Source organism: Nocardia sp. NBC_00416 (genome assembly GCF_036032445.1).
In the GTDB taxonomy this organism is placed as follows: Bacteria; Actinomycetota; Actinomycetes; order Mycobacteriales; family Mycobacteriaceae; genus Nocardia.
This window is the reverse complement of sequence record NZ_CP107932.1, coordinates 589,788-606,811: the sequence shown is the minus strand read 5'-3', so window position 1 is coordinate 606,811 and position 17,024 is coordinate 589,788. Positions and strand designations below refer to the sequence as shown.

Genomic DNA, 17,024 nt, shown 5'->3' with positions numbered 1-17,024 from the left:
CGACACGAGCCCGGGAGCAGCAGATCGGATACTCGCTCGCTACGGCATCGGCGTGATCGGCAGGCGTCGCGCCCGGCGCGCCACCGCGTTGGCCAGGTCGGTGTAGTCGTCGATCAGCTGAGCGGGCCGATACCACTCTGCGTGCACGATGGGGTCGGACGGTTCCGCCGACAGCAGTGCCTCGCCGGTCGGTAACACGCAGTGCGCAAGCCCCGCCGAACAGGTGGGCAACGTAGAACAGATGATCGCCCGCATCGGAATCACCGCAGTGGTGTCATAGGGTGCCGGCAGGTGTTGTGATCATGATGTGGACCCTCGCCTCCGCCTGTACAGCCCTCGATCGCCGATGGCAACGGCTCAGGTCGAGTCGGCGGAATGGATGCGCCTGCCTTCGACGGCCGATTGCCGGATGTGCCGAGCCACAGCTCGCTGCCGATCAGATCCTCGGCATTTCGGAACCCGAGCACGCTACTGACAATCTGCAGGTCGTGCAGTGTCAGCCCGGTCGCCGTGCCGTCGGGACGTGTGCGTCCGCCACTTCGCCGTCCCGAGTTGGGTGGTCTGCTCATTGCGCACTCGCCCCTACCTGCAGCGCAACTCTGCCGCTGAAGGATTCCACATCGTCACACATGAACCCCCGCCTTAAATTACATTTCGCCTTGTAATGGAAGGTAACCCATCGGCGATGTGACGTCAACCACAGCAGAATCGCTGGTACGCCCGGCCCATCACATCGGTCAAGGTCGATCCCGACGGGACCCACCTCCTGCGCGGAAACCGCAATATCCCGCCGACGACCGAGTGAGCGCGCATCGCCGGGCCACCACCGTGTCGTCTTCGTTCGGAGCAGGTCCGGTGCCCGGCCGGCGAAGCATCCGACGACTCGCATCGAGGTGCCGAGGAAGAGGTGTCCGATGACGCACTCTCGGTACGGTGAACACATGCCGGATATCTCCGCCGTGTCTCGCACCGGCCGTCCCCGCGACAGTCGAGTGGACAGTGCGCTACTCGAAGCCGCGGCGCACCTGATCGCCGAACGCGGCTACGGCGCGCTCACCTTCCAAGCTGTCGCCGATGCGGCGGGAACCAGCAGACCCGCACTGTATCGCCGGTACAGCTGCCGCGCCGATCTCGTCGTCTCGATGCTGATCGACCGCTACGGATTGCAACCCGGCGCCGAGGATCTGGGCGACATCGAAGCCGAACTCCTCGCAATCCAACAGCACCAACGCGAGCTGTTCAACGACCCGGTACTGCGCCGGGCCGTGCCCGGACTACTGGAGGAACTCGGTCGCACACCGGAGGTCGCACACCGGTTCCAAGAACAGTTTCTCCGGCCACGCAGACGCTCCACGGCAACAATCCTCGAACGCGCTGTCGCCCGAGGCGAGATCACTGTCGAAGTCGACCCCGAATGGCTGTGCGACCTCATCACCGGGCCGATGCTCATGCGCGCACTGATACCCGAACTCGGGCCCATCGACGAGACGTTCGTGCAGTACACAGTGCGATCCGCACTCGACGCGGTGGGCCTGACCGAGCACTGACAACTCTATGGTTGACGTCACAATACTCCCGGCGGTATGTTCCATTACGGCTCGTTACGTAATGAAAGGCGTGGTCGATGCGTGAAGACGTGGAATTCCTCAGCGGCGGACTCACCCTGCGCGGATGGCTGTACCGGCCCGAAGAGCGCACCGATCCCGCGCCGCTGGTGGTGATGACCCACGGATTCGCCGGCGTCAAGGAATGGGTCGCCCCGTTCGCCGAAGTATTCAGCGCCGCCGGGCTCGCCTGCCTGGTCTACGACCATCCCGGATTCGGCACCTCCGACGGCGAACCGCGCTTCGAGGTGGACCCGGCCGCGCAGATCGAGGGCTATCGCGACGCGGTGACCTACGCGCAAACACTCGACGGTGTCGACAGCGATCGGATCGGCGTCTGGGGAACCAGTTACGCCGGCGCCCATGTCCTGGTCGTCGCCGCCACCGACCGCCGCGTCCGGGCCGCCGTCTCCCAGGTCCCGCTGACCAACGGCTGGGCGACCTTCGGCCGCCTCGTACCCTCGATCATGCTGCCGACCGTGCATCAGGCGATCGCCGCGGACCGGCTCGCCCGCGCCGCGGGCGAACCACACCAGACGATCAAGGCCGCCTCCGACGACCCCACCGAACTGGTCGCGATGCCGGGCGCCGAAGTCTACGAATGGCTGATGGCCAACGGCCCGCAGATACCCACCTGGCGCAACGAGGTCACGCTCTCCAGCGTGGACAAATTCCAGGGCTACGCACCGGAAGCATTCCTGCGCCGCGTTTCCCCCACTCCCTTGCTGATGGTGATCGCCGAGGGCGACACACTCACCCCCAGCGATATCGCACTACAGAGCTACGCCGACGCCTTGGAGCCCAAACAGCTCGAGCTCGTCCCTGGTGGCCACTTCGCGGTGTACGGCGAGCGATTCGATCAGGCATCGTCGGCCGCTCGCGACTTCTTGCTGACGAAACTCGCCGATCGGTGACGAACCGGATTGTCCGACAATCGGCCACGATCACTCCACGACCCCCATACGCCACCGTGAGCCGCCGACTGTAGCGGAAGCCCCGATCGTCGCAATCCGCAGCGGAAGCAATCTCCGAATACAGTCACGAATCGCTCAGGATTCTGTGCCGCTGCGACGTCGCACGACCGAGCACATCGGCACCCCGCGGCGAAGACTCCTCGCAGCCCCTTCGATGCCCGGTCCTGCACCGATCGGACGCACGCTATCGGAGACGGCGTCGTTCCTCTTCTTCGAGTCGCCGCCGCTCCTCTTCGCGACGTTCCTCCTCCTTCTCGATCTCTTCCTCACGGGCTGTCTTGTCACTCATGGTTGTCACCTCCTCCCGGTGGGATCCAGACGCATCACCGGGTCCGTATCGAGCATCCGGCGCAGTGCAGTATCGAGCGGCGGCGGAAATACGAGATCGTGGCCGAGTCGGCTGTCCACCGCCGCGATCGCCGCGGTCAGCGGTGAAGTGGCGACGCGGCCGACGATCGTGTCGAACAACCGGGGCGGCGTCGCCAGGTAGTACAGAGCCCGCCGCCGGATGCCCGGCGGTACCCGGCGGGTGGATCGTTTCCGGACCGGCTCGCCCAGTTCGGCGGCGTAGAGCAGTCCCTCGGGTGTGACCAGTACATGTTCGGCGATGACCGCGACGTGGTCCGGGGATTCGGCGCTGCCCCACTCAGTTGCGGCGAGCCGGATGTGTCGCAGGCGCCAACCGCCGTCATCGGCGAGCAACTCCTCGACAGCGTCCCGGTGCATCCACGACAAGGGTCCGGCGCCGGACCCGAAGCATTGCCACAGCGCTTCGTCGACGACCGGGAACATTCGCTGATTCATCGTGTGCTCCTCGACTGCGCCCTGTTCTCGGACGAGCTGTCCGTCGTCGGGCTCGACTTCGCATCGGGACATCGCCTCGACGGAGCGGCCGGGTCCATCATCGCGTCCTCGACATCGAGAACGGCCGGTGCCCGGACGTCATGCCTGCAAGTTCTACCCTCTCCGTCCCGGCGCCACATCCGCCAGCGAGGAAACTTGTCCGTTTCGACGCCCACCTTGTAACAGCGCACGATGTCGTTGTCCCCCGGTGACCCGATCGGCGACCGTTCACCCCCACGATCGATATCAGCGCTCGGGTTCCGGCACGAACTCGCGGGCTCCTCCGCCGCCCTTCGGCGACAACAGCAAGGCTCCGCCATGCGCGACCCGCCGCATTCCCGATAGTGTGACTCCTCACTCCGAGGTGGCGGACGATCTGTGTACAGCAACACGAGATTGGTGAGCATTGAGTATCGAAAGCACTTCACAATCAGCTGGTATGCCGCTGGACTTCGCCGGACCGCGGCTCCCCCTCTACACCGCCGAGTACGCGACGGACCCGCATCGGACGCATCGCGAGATGCTCAACCGGTTCGGTTCCCTGGCCCCCGTGGAGCTGGCTCCCGGTATTCCCGCGACACTGGTCATCGGCTACCACACTGCATTACGGATCCTCAACGACCCGGATCGCTTCACCTCCGACCCGCGGACCTGGGAGCGGAACATTCCCGCCGAATGCCCGATCCGCCCGATGATGGAGTGGTATCCCAATCCACTACACAGCGGAGGTAGCGATCACGCCCGCTTCCGGGCCGCCACCACGGCGGCCCTCGGCAAGGTCGACCTGCACCGGTTGCACACCACCGTCGAGCAGCTCGCGGCGCCGCTGATCAACACCTTCTGCGAAGACGGTCGATGCGACATAGTCAGCCAATACGCGCTGCCCGTCGTTTTCGCCACGCTGAATGCTGTCCTGGGCTGCCCTGCCGATATCGGCCGCCGCGCCGCGACCGGGATGGCGGCAGTCTTCGATACCGTCGACGCCGCCGACGGTAACGCCATGATTCTCAGCGCCCTGGAAGAACTCACCCGGATCAAGCGCAGCGAACCGGGAGACGACGTCACCAGCCGACTGGTGACGCATCCGGCACGCCTGACCGACGAAGAGATGGTGTGCCATCTGGCACTGCTGTACGCGGCCGGTATCGAGCCTCCGCAGAACCTGATCGTCAACACCTTGTTGCTCATGCTGACCGATGAACGGTTTGCGGGCAATGTGCTCGACGGCAGTCTGTCGACCCGCGATGCTCTCGACGAAGTCCTGTTCGAAAACCCGCCGATGGCGAACTACTGCATCCGATATCCGCGTCAGCCGATTCTGGTCGACGAGGTCTGGTTGCCCGCGCACCAGCCGGTGCTGATCAGCATGGCCGCCTGCAACAACGACCCGGCCGTCCGCTCCGGAAACGTCACCGACAATCGGTCGCATCTGGCCTTCGGCGCCGGGCCGCACGCCTGCCCCGCGCAACCGATGGCGATGCTGATCGTCCAGGACGCCATCGATCAGCTGCTCGATGCCCTTCCGGAGATGGAATTGGCGGTACCCGAAGAGGACCTGAGGTGGCGTCCGGGCCCGTTCCACCGGTCGCTGGTCTCACTCCCGGTCACCTTCCCCGCAAGTCCGCCGATCCAAACCCTCGGGCTGCCTCGATAGTCCGGCGCCGCCGTAATTCGTGCGTGCCGTGCAAAAATGGCCCCGGGCAGAACCGCCACCAACCCAGCAGGGAGTCGACAGAGCCGCAGCTCAGAGGTCGTAATTCGAGCTAGGCTTGCTGCATGCGATGTCTCGATCGGGTTTCTGGGGTCGAGGTCCCGAGACCGTCGATTCGGTGGCCGGCCGATGGCCGTCGCACGTTGGAGGCGTTCGAAAATCTTGTCCCGGAGGCGATCTCGGACCGCGGATCGTCCCCCGTGGCTCCGGATCAACGCCTCCGGTCCGCCTACAGCTGACAGTTGCGAAGTTGGCCCCCGCCCTACGAGCTGGTACCGGCGGACCGTCTGATCGGCCGCACCGGCCCGGCGACCCGTTTCGCGACCGCAGCCGCGTATGCCACACTACAACGGCGCCGCACCCGTTGAGATCGCCAGCGCCGATCGACGGGTGCACGAGTTCAGCCGCTATGGCGACCGGCAGCTCAACACTGCCCTCCACACCGTCGCGATACGCTGCCTGAAACGACACCTGTCCAACACCATCCGGCGGATCATGATCGCCGACGACACCCGCAGACATCGAGATACCGCCGAGCGTCCCTCTGCAGCTGGACAAATAGAGATCTCAATTCACTTCCTGGGCTTTCACCGATCGGTCCCGCAAGTCCGGGCTGGTGCCGTCGATGGGGTCGATCGGTGCCTGCTACGACAACGCCCTGGTCGAATCATTCTGGGGCAGAACGCAGACCGAGCTACCAACCGGCAGCGCTGGAGAACTCGGATGGAACTGGCGAACGCGATCGTCGAGTACCTCGAGCTCTTCCGCAACCGACGCCGCCGCCACTCAGCGCTCGGTATGCGCACCCCGATCGAGTACGAGATGATGCAACCGTCCATCCAACGCCTGGCATGGAGTCCAGTACCTCGACTCCATGCCACCGGGGGAACATCAATCCGTGCACGAAGGCACCCAAAGGGAAACTCACACTTGTTCAAGCACCTTCTCACAATCGCCGGCCTGACCGGCACCGTTTGCGCGCTCGCCCTCCCGACCGGGACCGCAGCCGCCGAGCCCTTTCCACCGGGAGTCACATGTTCCGGTACGACCTGCCGCAACGACACCGACGAGCACTACCTCGTCGAGTCGTGGCAGAAATGCCGGGTCGTGGGCGGGACCAGCACGACGCGGATCCCGTTCAACGTGATGATGAAACCCCACGAGACCGTGCAGGTCACGGGGGTTCAATGCCGACCCCTGATCCATGAGGGATACGACGACCCCGACGACACCTTCCCGTCGTATCGCACCCAGATCCCGCAGGAGCCGGTCGGCATCGTCTACACCAGGGCAGTGACCTATGACCCGAACGCCAAGCCACCCACCGGCTCGGCCTTCTGACCCGAACCGCCCGTTCGGTACTTCACCCTGTCCGGCGCCCACGGCGAAGCTGCACCACATCTCGATCAGCTGTGCGGAAGAGGGATGCTCGACAGCCAAGGGTGGTCGAGATCAGCTAAGGGTCACCCGATGCCGGGCGGCGCCGCACCTGTATTACGCGGGTGTGGCCCGCGCCCGCTGCGTCATACCCCGGCCGGTGAGGATCGATCCGGCCGCTACTCGGTTCCGGGCTCGGTAGGCACAGACTCCGGATCGGCCGGTGGGAACGTAACCGGGAGAGACGCCAGCGCCCGATGGAAGGGACCCGGGCGCCAACTCGGTTCACCGCCGGGCAGGGCCGGACTCAGATCGGGAAGCACGTCCAGAAGTTGATCGATGGTCTCCTGGGCTATCAGATAGGCCACCGATTGCGCGGGGCAGGCGTGCGGACCGGCTCCCCACGCAAGATGAGAGCGATTGCCGGTCCGGTGCTCGGATCGGATAGCGGGATCATTATTACACGCAGTCATGCTGATCAGGACCGGTTGATGGGCCGGCAGCCAGACATCGTCGATCAGGATCGGCTGACGAGGAAAGGTGATCATATAGTTCGCCAAGGGCGGATCGTTGAACAGAACCTCGTCGAGAGCGTCGCGCGTCGACAGGCTGCCGGCCACCACCGTGTCACCGAACCGATCGTCGGTGAGGATCAGCAGCAGAGTATTGGCGACCAAGTTCAGCTGCAGCTCGATTCCCGCACCGTAGAAGGCCACCAGCTGGTGGATCAGCTCCTCTTCGTCGAGCTGGACCGGATGCCGCAACAGCAGCGTCGCGATATCGTTGCCGGGTTCGGCCCGTTTGAGCGCTACCAAATCCTGCAACGCCGAACTGACCATCAGATTGCCCTGTTCGGCCTCGATGCCCTCGAATATCGCGGCCATGCCGGCGGCGACCCGGCGCCCGATATCGGGAGTACAGCCGACCATGGCGCCGACGACCTCGAATGTCAGTGGGAAGATGTACTGGCTCATCAGATCGGCCGTACCGTCGGCACAGAAACTCTTGATCAACGGAAGGGCGAACTTCTCGACGATGCCGTGCAGTCCGTACAGGTCGACATTGCCGATACTGGCCGAGGTCGCCTCGCGATAGCGTAGGAAGGCCGAACCGGCGCTCTTACTCCCCGACGGCCGCCACTCCATGATCGGAAGCACCGGGCAGTCCGCGGGAATATCCTTCTGCCAGACTCGGGGGTCGGCGGGAAAATGCTCCGGGTCGTTGAGGACCCGGAGCGCCGTGTGGTAGCCGATCACCAGCGTGGCCGGTACGCCCGGCGCCAGTTCCACCGGCGCCAGAGACCCGTATTTCTGCCGCATGTCGAAATATGCGCGATGCGGGTCGATCGCGAATTCCGGCGAGTGCATCGACACCCGCTGCTCGTCGGTGTCGACCGGTGAACCGTGGACGACCGGGCACGATGTCGTGGACGCGGGTGAATGTGGCGAACTCAAAACGGTTGAACTCCAACGTAATCGGGTGCTTCGACCGGTCCATGCCGGTCGGATGCGGGTTTCGACTCTCGAGCATAGCCACCGTCCGCCGGACACGGCGCGTTCAGTTCGGGACAAGCCTAGTGCTCCAGCATCACTTCGTGATGTTGTTGGGTAGCCTGTGTTTTCGTGTGGGGGGCTGCTGCACGGATAGGTGACATCGATCTGGCTTGCCTATAGGCAAGCCAGGAAGGATGTCATCGTAGACGCCGGATACGCACGCGACCCCGGACCGGGACTCGCATCCTCCCGTCTACCTTTCCCGCGGCCCCGCCGACCTGGCCGACTATGGCCACGCAGAGCTCCGCCGCCAGCTCGACCGATCCGACGAGCGCGACCTGCACGTCAGCCGAGAAGGCTTACCGGGCCCACGGAAAGGTAAAGGGGACTTGGATCAGCGCAGGGAGAAGGGATCGCCGATAGAGTCGGGGTTCGATTCGAACCAGATCGACTTCGGCTGAGTGAACTCGGCGAAACCGTCGAGCCCGTTCTCGCGCCCGTGCCCGCTGTCCTTGATTCCGCCGAAGGGGGTCGCAAATTGTAGGGCACGGTAGGTGTTCACCCACACCGTGCCCGCTTCCAATTCACGCGAGACACGGTGCGCGGTGTGGTAACTGCTTGTCCAGACCCCGGCAGCGAGCCCGAACTCGGTGTCGTTCGCGATCGCAATCGCCTCGTCTTCGTCGCGGAAGCGGATCACCGACAAGACCGGGCCGAACAATTCGTTCTGCGCCACCGGCATATCGTTGGTGACACCGTCGAGGACCGTCGGTGGATAAAACCAGCCCCGCGAAGGCCGTTCACCACCGGGGCCGCCGGCGACGACGCGGGCACCCTTCTCGATTGCCTCCTCGACCCGGTATCCCACGCCGTTGAGGATCTTGGGCTGCGACATCGGCCCCATTTCGGTAGTGGGCGCGGTGGGATTGCCGAGGACGACACTGCGGGCACGGTCTGCGATGACTTCGACCATGCGATCGGCGATCGCCTCGTGCACCAGCAATCGGGACCCGGCAATGCAGGTCTGCCCTGCGGCGGCGAAGATACCACCGACTACACCGTTGGCTGCGGATTCGATGTCGACATCGTCGAAGAAGATGTTCGCCGATTTCCCGCCGAGTTCGAGCACTGTCTGCTTCAAGCCCTCGGCGGCTCGGGCGGTCACCGACCGCGCCGAATCGACACCACCGGTGAAGAACACTTTCTTGACATCGCGGTGCCCGACCAGGGCGTCCCCGGCCTCGTGGCCGAGTCCGGTGACCACGTTGAAACACCCGTCGGGCAGCCCGGCCGCCTTGGTCAGCTTCCCGAGTAGCAACAACGAGAGCGAGTTGACCTCGGGCGGCTTGGCGACCACCGTGTTCCCTGCTGCCAATGCCGGCGCGATACTCATTGCGCCGAGCAGCATCGGAGAGTTGAACGCCGGAATGACACCGATGACCCCGTATGGTTCGCGGACTGTCATCACGGTCAGTGTTCGGCTGTCGTGCGGGATCTGCCGCCCCTCCATGTGCAGGGCGAGCGATGCGTAGTAGTGGTACCAGTTACGCAGCATCGCCTGCTGGGTGCGCACCTCCCGGATGACCTTACCGGCATCACGGGATTCGAGGCCCGCGAGCTCGTCGGCGTGCTCTCCGATGAGATCGCCGAGCCTCCAGAGGATCTCCGCCCGGGTACTGGGTCCGGTGCGCCGCCAGCTCCGGAAGGCGGTCTGCGCGGCACTGACCGCGTCATCGACATCCTGCTTCGACCCGCGAGCGATCTCGGCCCACGGTTCGGTGGTCATGGGGTCGTCGGTGGGGAAATATTCACCCTCGGCCGGGTTGACGGTCGCACCGTTGATCCAGTGTTCGTGGCGAGGTAGCGACATCAGATACGCACCGATCCCACTGTTTCGCGGCGCTCGCGCGGTAATGGCAAAAAGGCAAGCTCCTTCGGATCCAGGTCGTTGGCAAGGTAGTCCTGCAGCTGATCGGCTGCGCCGGTGGCGAATTCTTCGAACGCCTCCTGCACGGTCCAGCCGATGTGCGGGGTCACGACCACATTCGGCAGTGCGCGCAGCGGCGAATTCGCTGGGAGCGGTTCTTCGACGAAGACGTCGAGTCCGGCAGCGCTCAACGGACCGTCGCGCAACACCTCTGCCAATGCCGCCTCGTCGATGATGGCACCGCGGGCGGTGTTGACCAGCACAGAACCGGGCTTCATCGAGCGCAGTCGGTCAGCGGTGAGCAGTCCGCGCGATTCCTCGGACAAGCGCAGGTGAACGCTGACCACATCCGAGGTCGAGAGCAGCTCCTCCAGCGACAGCCGGGGGATACCGTCGACTGCGACAGCGGAGCTGCCGGGACGCGCCCACGTCACGACTTCCATATCGAAGGCCTGGGCCAGGCGGGCGACTGCCCGGCCCTGCAGACCCATGCCGAGAATGCCGATGCGACGGCCTCGGAGTGTGCCGCCGAGCAGACCCTTCCACTCGCCGGCGTCGGTGTCCCGGGTAGCCGCGGGGAACTTGCGTAGTGCGGCGATCATGAGACCGAAGGTCAGCTCACGCACGGCCGCTTCGCAAGCATCATGCCGGCGCCACAGCGGAACACTGATGCCGCGCTCGGCGGCGATCTCCTGGTCGATGTGGTAAGCGTGCCCCCCGGTCTGCAGGATCAGCTCCAATTTGGGCAACCGGTCGAACAGCTCTCGGTCGAAGCGGGTGCGCTCACGCACCGCCATGACCGCTTGGACCTCGGCGAGCACCTCGTCGGGCAACGCGGCGATGGGTTCGTCGAGCACCCGGGCGTCCGAGAGTTCACTCAGTCGCGCGTAGCCCTCGGAGGCGCGGATCTTGCCCTCCCAATCATCGAGGACGAGCAGCTTGGGCTTGGTGTTGCTCACCGTGAGCACTCCTTCTTGTTGTGTCAACGAAGCAAGAATCCGAATCCTACTTCGCAAATACGAACTATCTGTAATCATCGACACGCTGACGTCCCATGTCAAGAACGGGCGACCTGGACGGGGCGGCTGGTTGCGCTGGGCCCGGGGGATGGACGCTCGGCAATGAGGGGCGTCAGAACCAGCCGGTCGCCACCAGGAGCAACCAGACGAATACTGGCGCTGCGATCACGATGACAGCGCTGTACACCAGCATTTGGCGATACAGTCGTGGCCGGTCCCGCTCGGCACAATTGGCCAGTACCAGCGCGCCATTCGTGGAGAAGGGGCTGACGTCGACCACCGTCGATGCCACCGCAAGTGCCGTAACCATGCCGACCGCACTGACACTCCCCTGCTGAAGGAACGGAACGGCGAGCGGGATCGCGACCCCGAGGATGGCGATCGAGGAGGCGAACGCCGAGGTGATTCCACCGAGGTAGCACAGCAGCAACGCCGCAACGAGGGGCAGTCCGATGCCCGCGATGAGGCCGGCGGTGTAGTCGATAGTGCCCGCGCGTTCGAGGACCTCGACATAGGTCAGGACGCCGCAGATGAGAAAGACCGTCGACCAGCTCACCTTCCCCAGCGCCCGACTGGTCGACTCCGGGTAGAACAGCGAAAGCACGGCGGTAATGGTCAGCGCGAGGAATCCGACGTCGAGACCGAAAGCCACTGTGCCCACCGCAAGGACTGCCAGCCCGGCCAGGGTGAGGATTTGCTCGCGCCTCAACTGCGGGACCGAGGATTCGATCACGACCTCGCCAGCCTCCATCACCGCCGTCGTGCCGGACCCGGATGTCGGGCGAAGGCCGGTGCCGGTGCCGCCGATTCCCTCGATGGAGCCAGACGCGGCGCCGGTCGCGGTCTCGGACATCGCTCGCCCGCCGATAAGAGCGCGGCCGCCCATGGTCAGGTAGACCATGAGTGCGATCGCGGCGTTGATCACCAGAGGCATCAGGAACAGGATGGTGGGGCTACTGGGCAAGCCCGTGTCACTGACCACTCCATTGACGAAACTGCCATAGACACTGATCGGCGAGAAGGCCCCACCCAAGGCGCCGTGCACCACCATCATTCCCATCAGCAGGGGATTGATCTTGTGACGGAATGCGTACGCCATTGCCAACGGCGCGACGATGGCGACAGCGAACACTGCTCCGATCGACATCAGGGCCGCAGCCATGAGGAAGAAGATCCACGGCACCGCGGCGATGCGGCCGTGGACCAGTTCCGTGCACCAGTGCACGAGCAGTTCGAGAGTTCCGTTGACCTGAGCAATTCCGAACAGGTAGGTCAGCCCCACCAAAATGACGAAAATTCCACCAGGGAATCCACCGACGATGTCGGCAGTCGTCAGATCCAGGACCAGTGTGCCGACCAGGAAGGCGGTCACGAATCCCAGGGCGCCCAAGTTCACGGAGCGGGCCGCGGCGACGACGAACGTCAGCCCCAGGGCAATGATCGAGATCAATTCCGGACGCATCCGGATCCTCCTTCGGGTGTAAGAGGTTCCACCGCGCGGAGCCACGCACGGCTGGAGGAAGACGCCGGGCCGGCCAGTGTGACCGCCCGCGAGTCGAGTACAGAAACGGCGCCGCCGCGAACCCGTTCCATTCGAAAGTAAGGATTCGATTACGCAGATGCGAACTTCTGCTGTAATGATCATCACATCGAGGTGAGCTGTCAAGACTCAGTTCATGGGGAACCTGCTGGGAGTGTCCGCCGAAGGGCGGCCTGTTGACTTCGGCCGCCCTGAGTCGCACACTCGAATCTGACTTCGCAACTTCGAATACGAAATGAGTCGCATGACCACAACGTCGCCGCTCGTCGGCATCCGCATCGCCGACTTCTCCTGGGTCGGCGCCGGGCCTTTCATGACCAAACCTTTGGCCGACCACGGCGCCGAAGTGATCAAAGTCGAATCGAGAACCCGCACGGACGTGATCCGGAGCATGCCGCCGTTTCGTGATGGCGAGGCCGGAGTGAACCGCAGCGGCTATTTCGCCAATCGCAATTCGAGCAAGAAGTCGATCTGCCTGGACCTGCATACCGACGTCGGTCGCGATCTGGCACTGCGGTTGATTGCCCGGAGCGACATAGTGGTCAACAACTTCACGCCCGGAACGATGGACCGATTGGGTTTGGGTTACAACGCGGCACGAGCCGTTCGGCCGGAGATCATCTATCTCGAGATGCCGATGCAGGGAAACAGTGGACCCCACAGCGGCTTTCGCGGATTCGGTTTGTCGATCGGCGCGGTAGGAGGCATCTTCGGGCTCAGTGGAGATCCCGACCGGCCCCCAGTCGGAACAGGCACCAACTATCCCGACCACGTACCCAACCCTCTCCACGGTGCCATCGCGCTGTTGGCAGCTCTGCATCGCCGCCGCCGCACCGGGGAGGGCGCCTATATCGAGCTGGCGCAACTGGAATCGACGGTCAACGCCATCGGTCCGTCTATGGTGGCCGCTGCACTGGGCCGTGAGGTGGACCGCCGCGGCAATACCGAAGATTCCGCCGCTCCGTACGGGCCGTATCGGTGCCGGGGAGTGGACGCCTGGTGCACCCTTGCCGCCTATACCGACGAGCAGTGGACCGCGTTGGCGCAGGTGCTGGGAAGGCCCGACTGGCTCGCCGACCCCGATTTCAGCTCCCTCGATGCGCGCAAGAACAGCGCAGAACGACTGAACAAGGAGGTCGGTGCCGCCACCTCACTCCGTGACGCCTGGGATCTCGCCGACGAACTGTGTGCCGCCGGCGTACCGGCTGCCGCAGTAAGTACCAGTGACGAACTCGTCGAACGCGATCCGCAGTTGCGCGCTCGCCAGCACTGGGTCACTCTCGACCATCCCGAGATGGGCCCCTCGATATATAACAACATCCCCTATCGCCTGACCCGCACACCCGGTCGGCTTCGTTCCTCGGCGCCCTTGCTCGGTGCGGACACCGAGGCGGTGTGCACGGGTCTGCTCGAGATGTCGGCCGCCGAATATGGCGACGCCCTGAGCGCAGGAGCAATTGGATAGTGCCCATCGATATCGAAGACAATGGCCCCGTACGGCGGATTACACTGAATCGCCCAGAGGCACTGAATGCCCTCGATCCGCAGTCGATGATCGATCTTCGTCGCGCCTTGATCGCATTCAACGATGACGACACCGCGCTGGTCGCGATTCTCACCGGAGCTGGAACTCGCGCGTTCTGCGCCGGTGCGGACCTGAAGAACACCGCAGTTCCTGACACTCCCTTCGCCTCGAGTTACTACGCCTCCTTCGACGCCGGCATGACCCAGGGCGCTTACGTACGTGCCCTGGTGTGGACCGATCTGTCGATCACCAAGCCGATCGTCGCCGCAATAAACGGGCACGCGCTCGGCGGAGGCCTGGAGATCGCACTGCAGTGCGACGTGCGCATCGCCTCGACCAACGCCACCTTCGGGCTTCCCGAAAGCAGGTGGGCGAGTGTCCCCGGCGCCGGCGGCGTCTCGAACCTGCTGCACGCGATCCCCAGCGCCGTTGCGATGAAAATGGCCCTCACCGGCGAACGCATCGATGCGGCGCGAGCTGAACAGCTCGGCCTGATCAGTGACGTCGTCGAACCGGACCAGTTGACCGAACGTGCTGAGCAGATCGCCGAGCAGATCGCCGCGAACGGTCCCATTGCCGTGCGTGCGATCACCACGATGGCCCGTCGAGCGGCGAACATCCCACTCAACCAGTCGATCGAGCTCGAGCAGATGCTGTGGGGACTGCTGCGCGACACCGAAGACCGCATCGAAGGTAGGGCCGCCTTCGCTGACAAGCGCCCCCCCGCCTACCGGGGCCGATGACACCACCCGGCCCGTTCCTCGGGCAGAGAACGGGCATCCGCCCGGACAGATGAAAGGATACCGATGACTACGGTCCAACAGACCAAACGCAAACTGCTCAGCGAAGACTGGTATCGCCACACCGCTTCAGGAGTAGAACTGCTGGTCAGCGACTGCAATACGTGCGGTCACCGCTGGTTCCCGCCGCGCAGCGCGTGCTCGTCTTGTGCGTCGGAAGACCTCACCCGCACCCACACCGGCGCACGCGGAATCGCCTATGCGTCGAGCAAGGTCCACGTCGGAGGCGCGCCGTGGCCGAAGGAGTACGTGCTCTCCTACATCGACATCGACGGGGTCCGTGTGCTGATGCACACAAACTCCGATCAGGCACTGACACCGGATACCCCGGTCACCATCGCGCTCGGACACATCGGTACCGACAACGCCACCGAGCTGTGGTCCTATATCGCCCACCCAGTCGGCAAGGACATCGAATCCCCGGAGGCGACCTCATGAGAAACGTGTTCGTTGCCGGAGCCGCCGTCGCACCGTTCGGCAAATACAAGGACAGCACACCCGCCGAGCTCGGGGGTACCAGTGCACTCGAGCTGATGCAGTCGGTCGGGGTGTCACCGGACCGAGTGGATACCGGATTCGTCGGGTCCGTCTACGGCGGATCGCTGATAGCGCAGCGCGTTCTGCAACGTGTGGGCATTTCGGGCCAGCCGATCTTCTCTGTCGAGAATGCCTGCGCCAGTGGCGGTTCAGCAGTCAACTTGGCGTTCCAGGCGATCGCCTCCGGTATCGCCGACAGCGCCATTGTCGTAGGCGTGGACCAACTGTCGACATTCGGCGGCGGCGCTTTGCCGTTGACCACCGCTGATGTCGAGACCGCACAGGGTGTGATCATGCCGGCCACGTACGCGATGCGTGCTCAGCGGTACTTGCACCAGGCCGGTGCCGAACCGATGGTGCTCGACCGGATCTCGGTGAAGAACCGAGGCAACGGTGCACACAATCCGCGTGCTCACTTCCAGAAGTCGATCACTCTCGACGACGTCGCACAGTCCCGCAGGGTGGCCGACCCGCTCAAGCTGCTGCACTGCTGCCCCAACAGCGACGGCGCCGCAGCGCTTTTCCTCTGTAGCGAGGACTTCGGCCGTGACCTCGCCGTCGACCTCGTCCGAGTGCGCGCCAGCGTCGTGCGCTCGGGACAATTCCACACCTCCTATCGCGATATGACCTGGCCGGACATCACCGAGCGCACCGCCCGGGCTGCCTACGAGATGGCCGGAATCACCGCGGCAGATCTGGACGTCGTCGAGTTGCACGATGCCTTTGCCATCGCCGAACTCCTGCACGCCGAGGCACTCGGACTCACCGAACGGTGGAAGGCGCATGTTGCAGTCACTGCGGGCGAATTCGACCGTGACGGCCGGGTCGCGGTCAGCCCCAGTGGAGGACTGCTCAGCCGGGGACATCCGGTTGGCGCCTCCGGTGTGAGTCAGCTCTGTGAAATGTACTGGCAGATCACCGGTACGGCGGGTGATCTGCAGGTGCCAGGAGCCTCGGTAGCGCTCACCCATACCACCGGCGGCGGAATCTTCGGCGTCGACAACGGTGCCTGCTCGGTGCACGTGCTGGCCGCGGACTGAACGAAAGAAGACCATGGACACAGATCAACTGGTGGCCGCTGTGATCGACACCCACAGCCCCGTCGCCGCCGCGGTATCCCGCCGCCTACGCATTGCGCGCTGGCGAACCGAAAGTGGCGACAAGGTTCACGAGGTACTCGACACACTCGCTCTCACGTCCTCGCGGCTCGACGCGCTGGTCTTCGCGCCGACGCTGAACCACGACACCGATGTTCCCATAACCGAGCTGGTGACCGCGCTCGTCGACGGCTGCGAGGCAGCGCTACCGAAACTGCGGTCGAACAGCGGTTCCGTCGTAGTCGTCGTCAGTGCCGAGATGCTCGGCGCCGCCACTCGCCCACAGCTCGCGGCAGGATACGGAGCACTCACCTCGGCGGCACGCAGCCTGGCCCTTCGCCTGGCCGCCGATACGGTCACCGTCAACATCATCGCCACCACCGCCGCCGCCCTCGGTGCGGTCGCACCGCCCGATGAGGATCGACGGCCGGCCCTGCTGCCCCGGGAGGTCGATCCAGATGACGTGGCCGCGGCAGTGCAGTTCTTCGCTGATCCCCGCAGCCGCTACATCACCGGCCAAGTCCTGTATTGCTGCGGCGGTTCCACACTGCTGTCGAGTCTGTCGGTCTAGGAGTGA

At 64.5% G+C, this 17,024-nt stretch carries 15 protein-coding genes and 1 pseudogene; 10 read left to right on the top strand and 6 right to left on the bottom strand.

What is annotated here, in order from left to right; genetic code table 11:
* Positions 1 to 39: 39 nt before the first annotated feature.
* The gene (locus tag OG804_RS02810) at positions 40 to 255 is read right to left on the bottom strand and encodes a hypothetical protein (RefSeq protein WP_328393524.1); all 216 of its coding nucleotides are present in this window, start codon (positions 253 to 255) and stop codon (positions 40 to 42) included.
* A gap of 686 nt (positions 256 to 941) precedes the next feature.
* Here OG804_RS02810 and OG804_RS02805 point away from each other — a divergent pair.
* Together OG804_RS02805 and OG804_RS02800 are read left to right on the top strand one after the other, a co-directional pair.
* Entirely contained in the window at positions 942 to 1,547 is a 606-nt protein-coding gene (locus OG804_RS02805) for a TetR/AcrR family transcriptional regulator (RefSeq protein ID WP_328393522.1), read from the top strand.
* A 77-nt stretch (positions 1,548 to 1,624) separates the two neighbouring features.
* A complete protein-coding gene (locus tag OG804_RS02800; protein WP_328393520.1) occupies positions 1,625 to 2,518 on the top strand; it encodes an alpha/beta hydrolase in 894 nt (297 codons plus the stop codon).
* A gap of 354 nt (positions 2,519 to 2,872) precedes the next feature.
* On the opposite strand, the gene OG804_RS02795 is transcribed toward OG804_RS02800, so the two are convergent.
* The gene (locus OG804_RS02795) at positions 2,873 to 3,382 is read right to left on the bottom strand and encodes a glucose-6-phosphate dehydrogenase (RefSeq protein ID WP_328393518.1); all 510 of its coding nucleotides are present in this window, start codon (positions 3,380 to 3,382) and stop codon (positions 2,873 to 2,875) included.
* A gap of 478 nt (positions 3,383 to 3,860) precedes the next feature.
* Between OG804_RS02795 and OG804_RS02790 the strand changes: the two genes are divergently transcribed.
* The 3 genes and pseudogenes from OG804_RS02790 (at position 3,861) to OG804_RS02785 (ending at position 6,473) form a co-directional block, all read left to right on the top strand.
* Positions 3,861 to 5,075: a cytochrome P450 gene (locus tag OG804_RS02790; RefSeq protein ID WP_328393517.1), complete on the top strand. Its 1,215-nt coding sequence runs from the start codon at positions 3,861 to 3,863 to the stop codon at positions 5,073 to 5,075.
* 329 nt (positions 5,076 to 5,404) lie between these two features.
* Positions 5,405 to 5,657: pseudogene (locus tag OG804_RS32265) on the top strand (transposase); the annotation flags it as partial.
* A complete protein-coding gene (locus OG804_RS02785; protein ID WP_442941848.1) occupies positions 5,631 to 6,473 on the top strand; it encodes an IS3 family transposase in 843 nt (280 codons plus the stop codon). The pseudogene OG804_RS32265 and the gene OG804_RS02785, both read left to right, overlap by 27 nt.
* 215 nt (positions 6,474 to 6,688) lie before the next feature.
* Here the strand turns inward: OG804_RS02785 and OG804_RS02780 are convergent, their stop codons facing one another.
* From OG804_RS02780 to OG804_RS02765, 4 genes are all read right to left on the bottom strand, one after another.
* The gene (locus tag OG804_RS02780) at positions 6,689 to 7,876 is read right to left on the bottom strand and encodes a cytochrome P450 (protein WP_328398210.1); all 1,188 of its coding nucleotides are present in this window, start codon (positions 7,874 to 7,876) and stop codon (positions 6,689 to 6,691) included.
* 520 nt (positions 7,877 to 8,396) lie between these two features.
* Positions 8,397 to 9,872 (bottom strand): aldehyde dehydrogenase, encoded by a 1,476-nt coding sequence (locus OG804_RS02775; RefSeq protein WP_328393513.1) that lies wholly within the window; start codon positions 9,870 to 9,872, stop codon positions 8,397 to 8,399.
* Positions 9,872 to 10,888: an NAD(P)-dependent oxidoreductase gene (locus tag OG804_RS02770; protein ID WP_328393511.1), complete on the bottom strand. Its 1,017-nt coding sequence runs from the start codon at positions 10,886 to 10,888 to the stop codon at positions 9,872 to 9,874. The genes OG804_RS02775 and OG804_RS02770 overlap by 1 nt, the downstream gene beginning before the upstream one ends.
* Positions 10,889 to 11,060: 172 nt before the next feature.
* Complete coding sequence (locus OG804_RS02765) at positions 11,061 to 12,410, bottom strand: SLC13 family permease (protein WP_328393509.1); 1,350 nt, start codon at positions 12,408 to 12,410, stop codon at positions 11,061 to 11,063.
* A 322-nt stretch (positions 12,411 to 12,732) separates the two neighbouring features.
* On the opposite strand from OG804_RS02765, the gene OG804_RS02760 reads away from it, so the two are divergent.
* From OG804_RS02760 to OG804_RS02740, 5 genes are all read left to right on the top strand, one after another.
* Entirely contained in the window at positions 12,733 to 13,953 is a 1,221-nt protein-coding gene (locus OG804_RS02760; RefSeq protein ID WP_328393507.1) for a CaiB/BaiF CoA transferase family protein, read from the top strand.
* A complete protein-coding gene (locus OG804_RS02755; RefSeq protein ID WP_328393504.1) occupies positions 13,953 to 14,756 on the top strand; it encodes an enoyl-CoA hydratase/isomerase family protein in 804 nt (267 codons plus the stop codon). Before OG804_RS02760 ends, OG804_RS02755 begins: the two co-directional genes overlap by 1 nt.
* A 63-nt stretch (positions 14,757 to 14,819) precedes the next feature.
* Positions 14,820 to 15,251, top strand: a complete 432-nt coding sequence (locus OG804_RS02750) for a Zn-ribbon domain-containing OB-fold protein (protein ID WP_328393502.1) — start codon at positions 14,820 to 14,822, stop codon at positions 15,249 to 15,251.
* The gene (locus OG804_RS02745) at positions 15,248 to 16,390 is read left to right on the top strand and encodes a thiolase family protein (protein ID WP_328393500.1); all 1,143 of its coding nucleotides are present in this window, start codon (positions 15,248 to 15,250) and stop codon (positions 16,388 to 16,390) included. Before OG804_RS02750 ends, OG804_RS02745 begins: the two co-directional genes overlap by 4 nt.
* Positions 16,391 to 16,403: 13 nt before the next feature.
* The gene (locus tag OG804_RS02740; protein WP_328393498.1) at positions 16,404 to 17,018 is read left to right on the top strand and encodes an SDR family oxidoreductase; all 615 of its coding nucleotides are present in this window, start codon (positions 16,404 to 16,406) and stop codon (positions 17,016 to 17,018) included.
* The last annotated feature ends 6 nt before the right edge of the window (positions 17,019 to 17,024 follow it).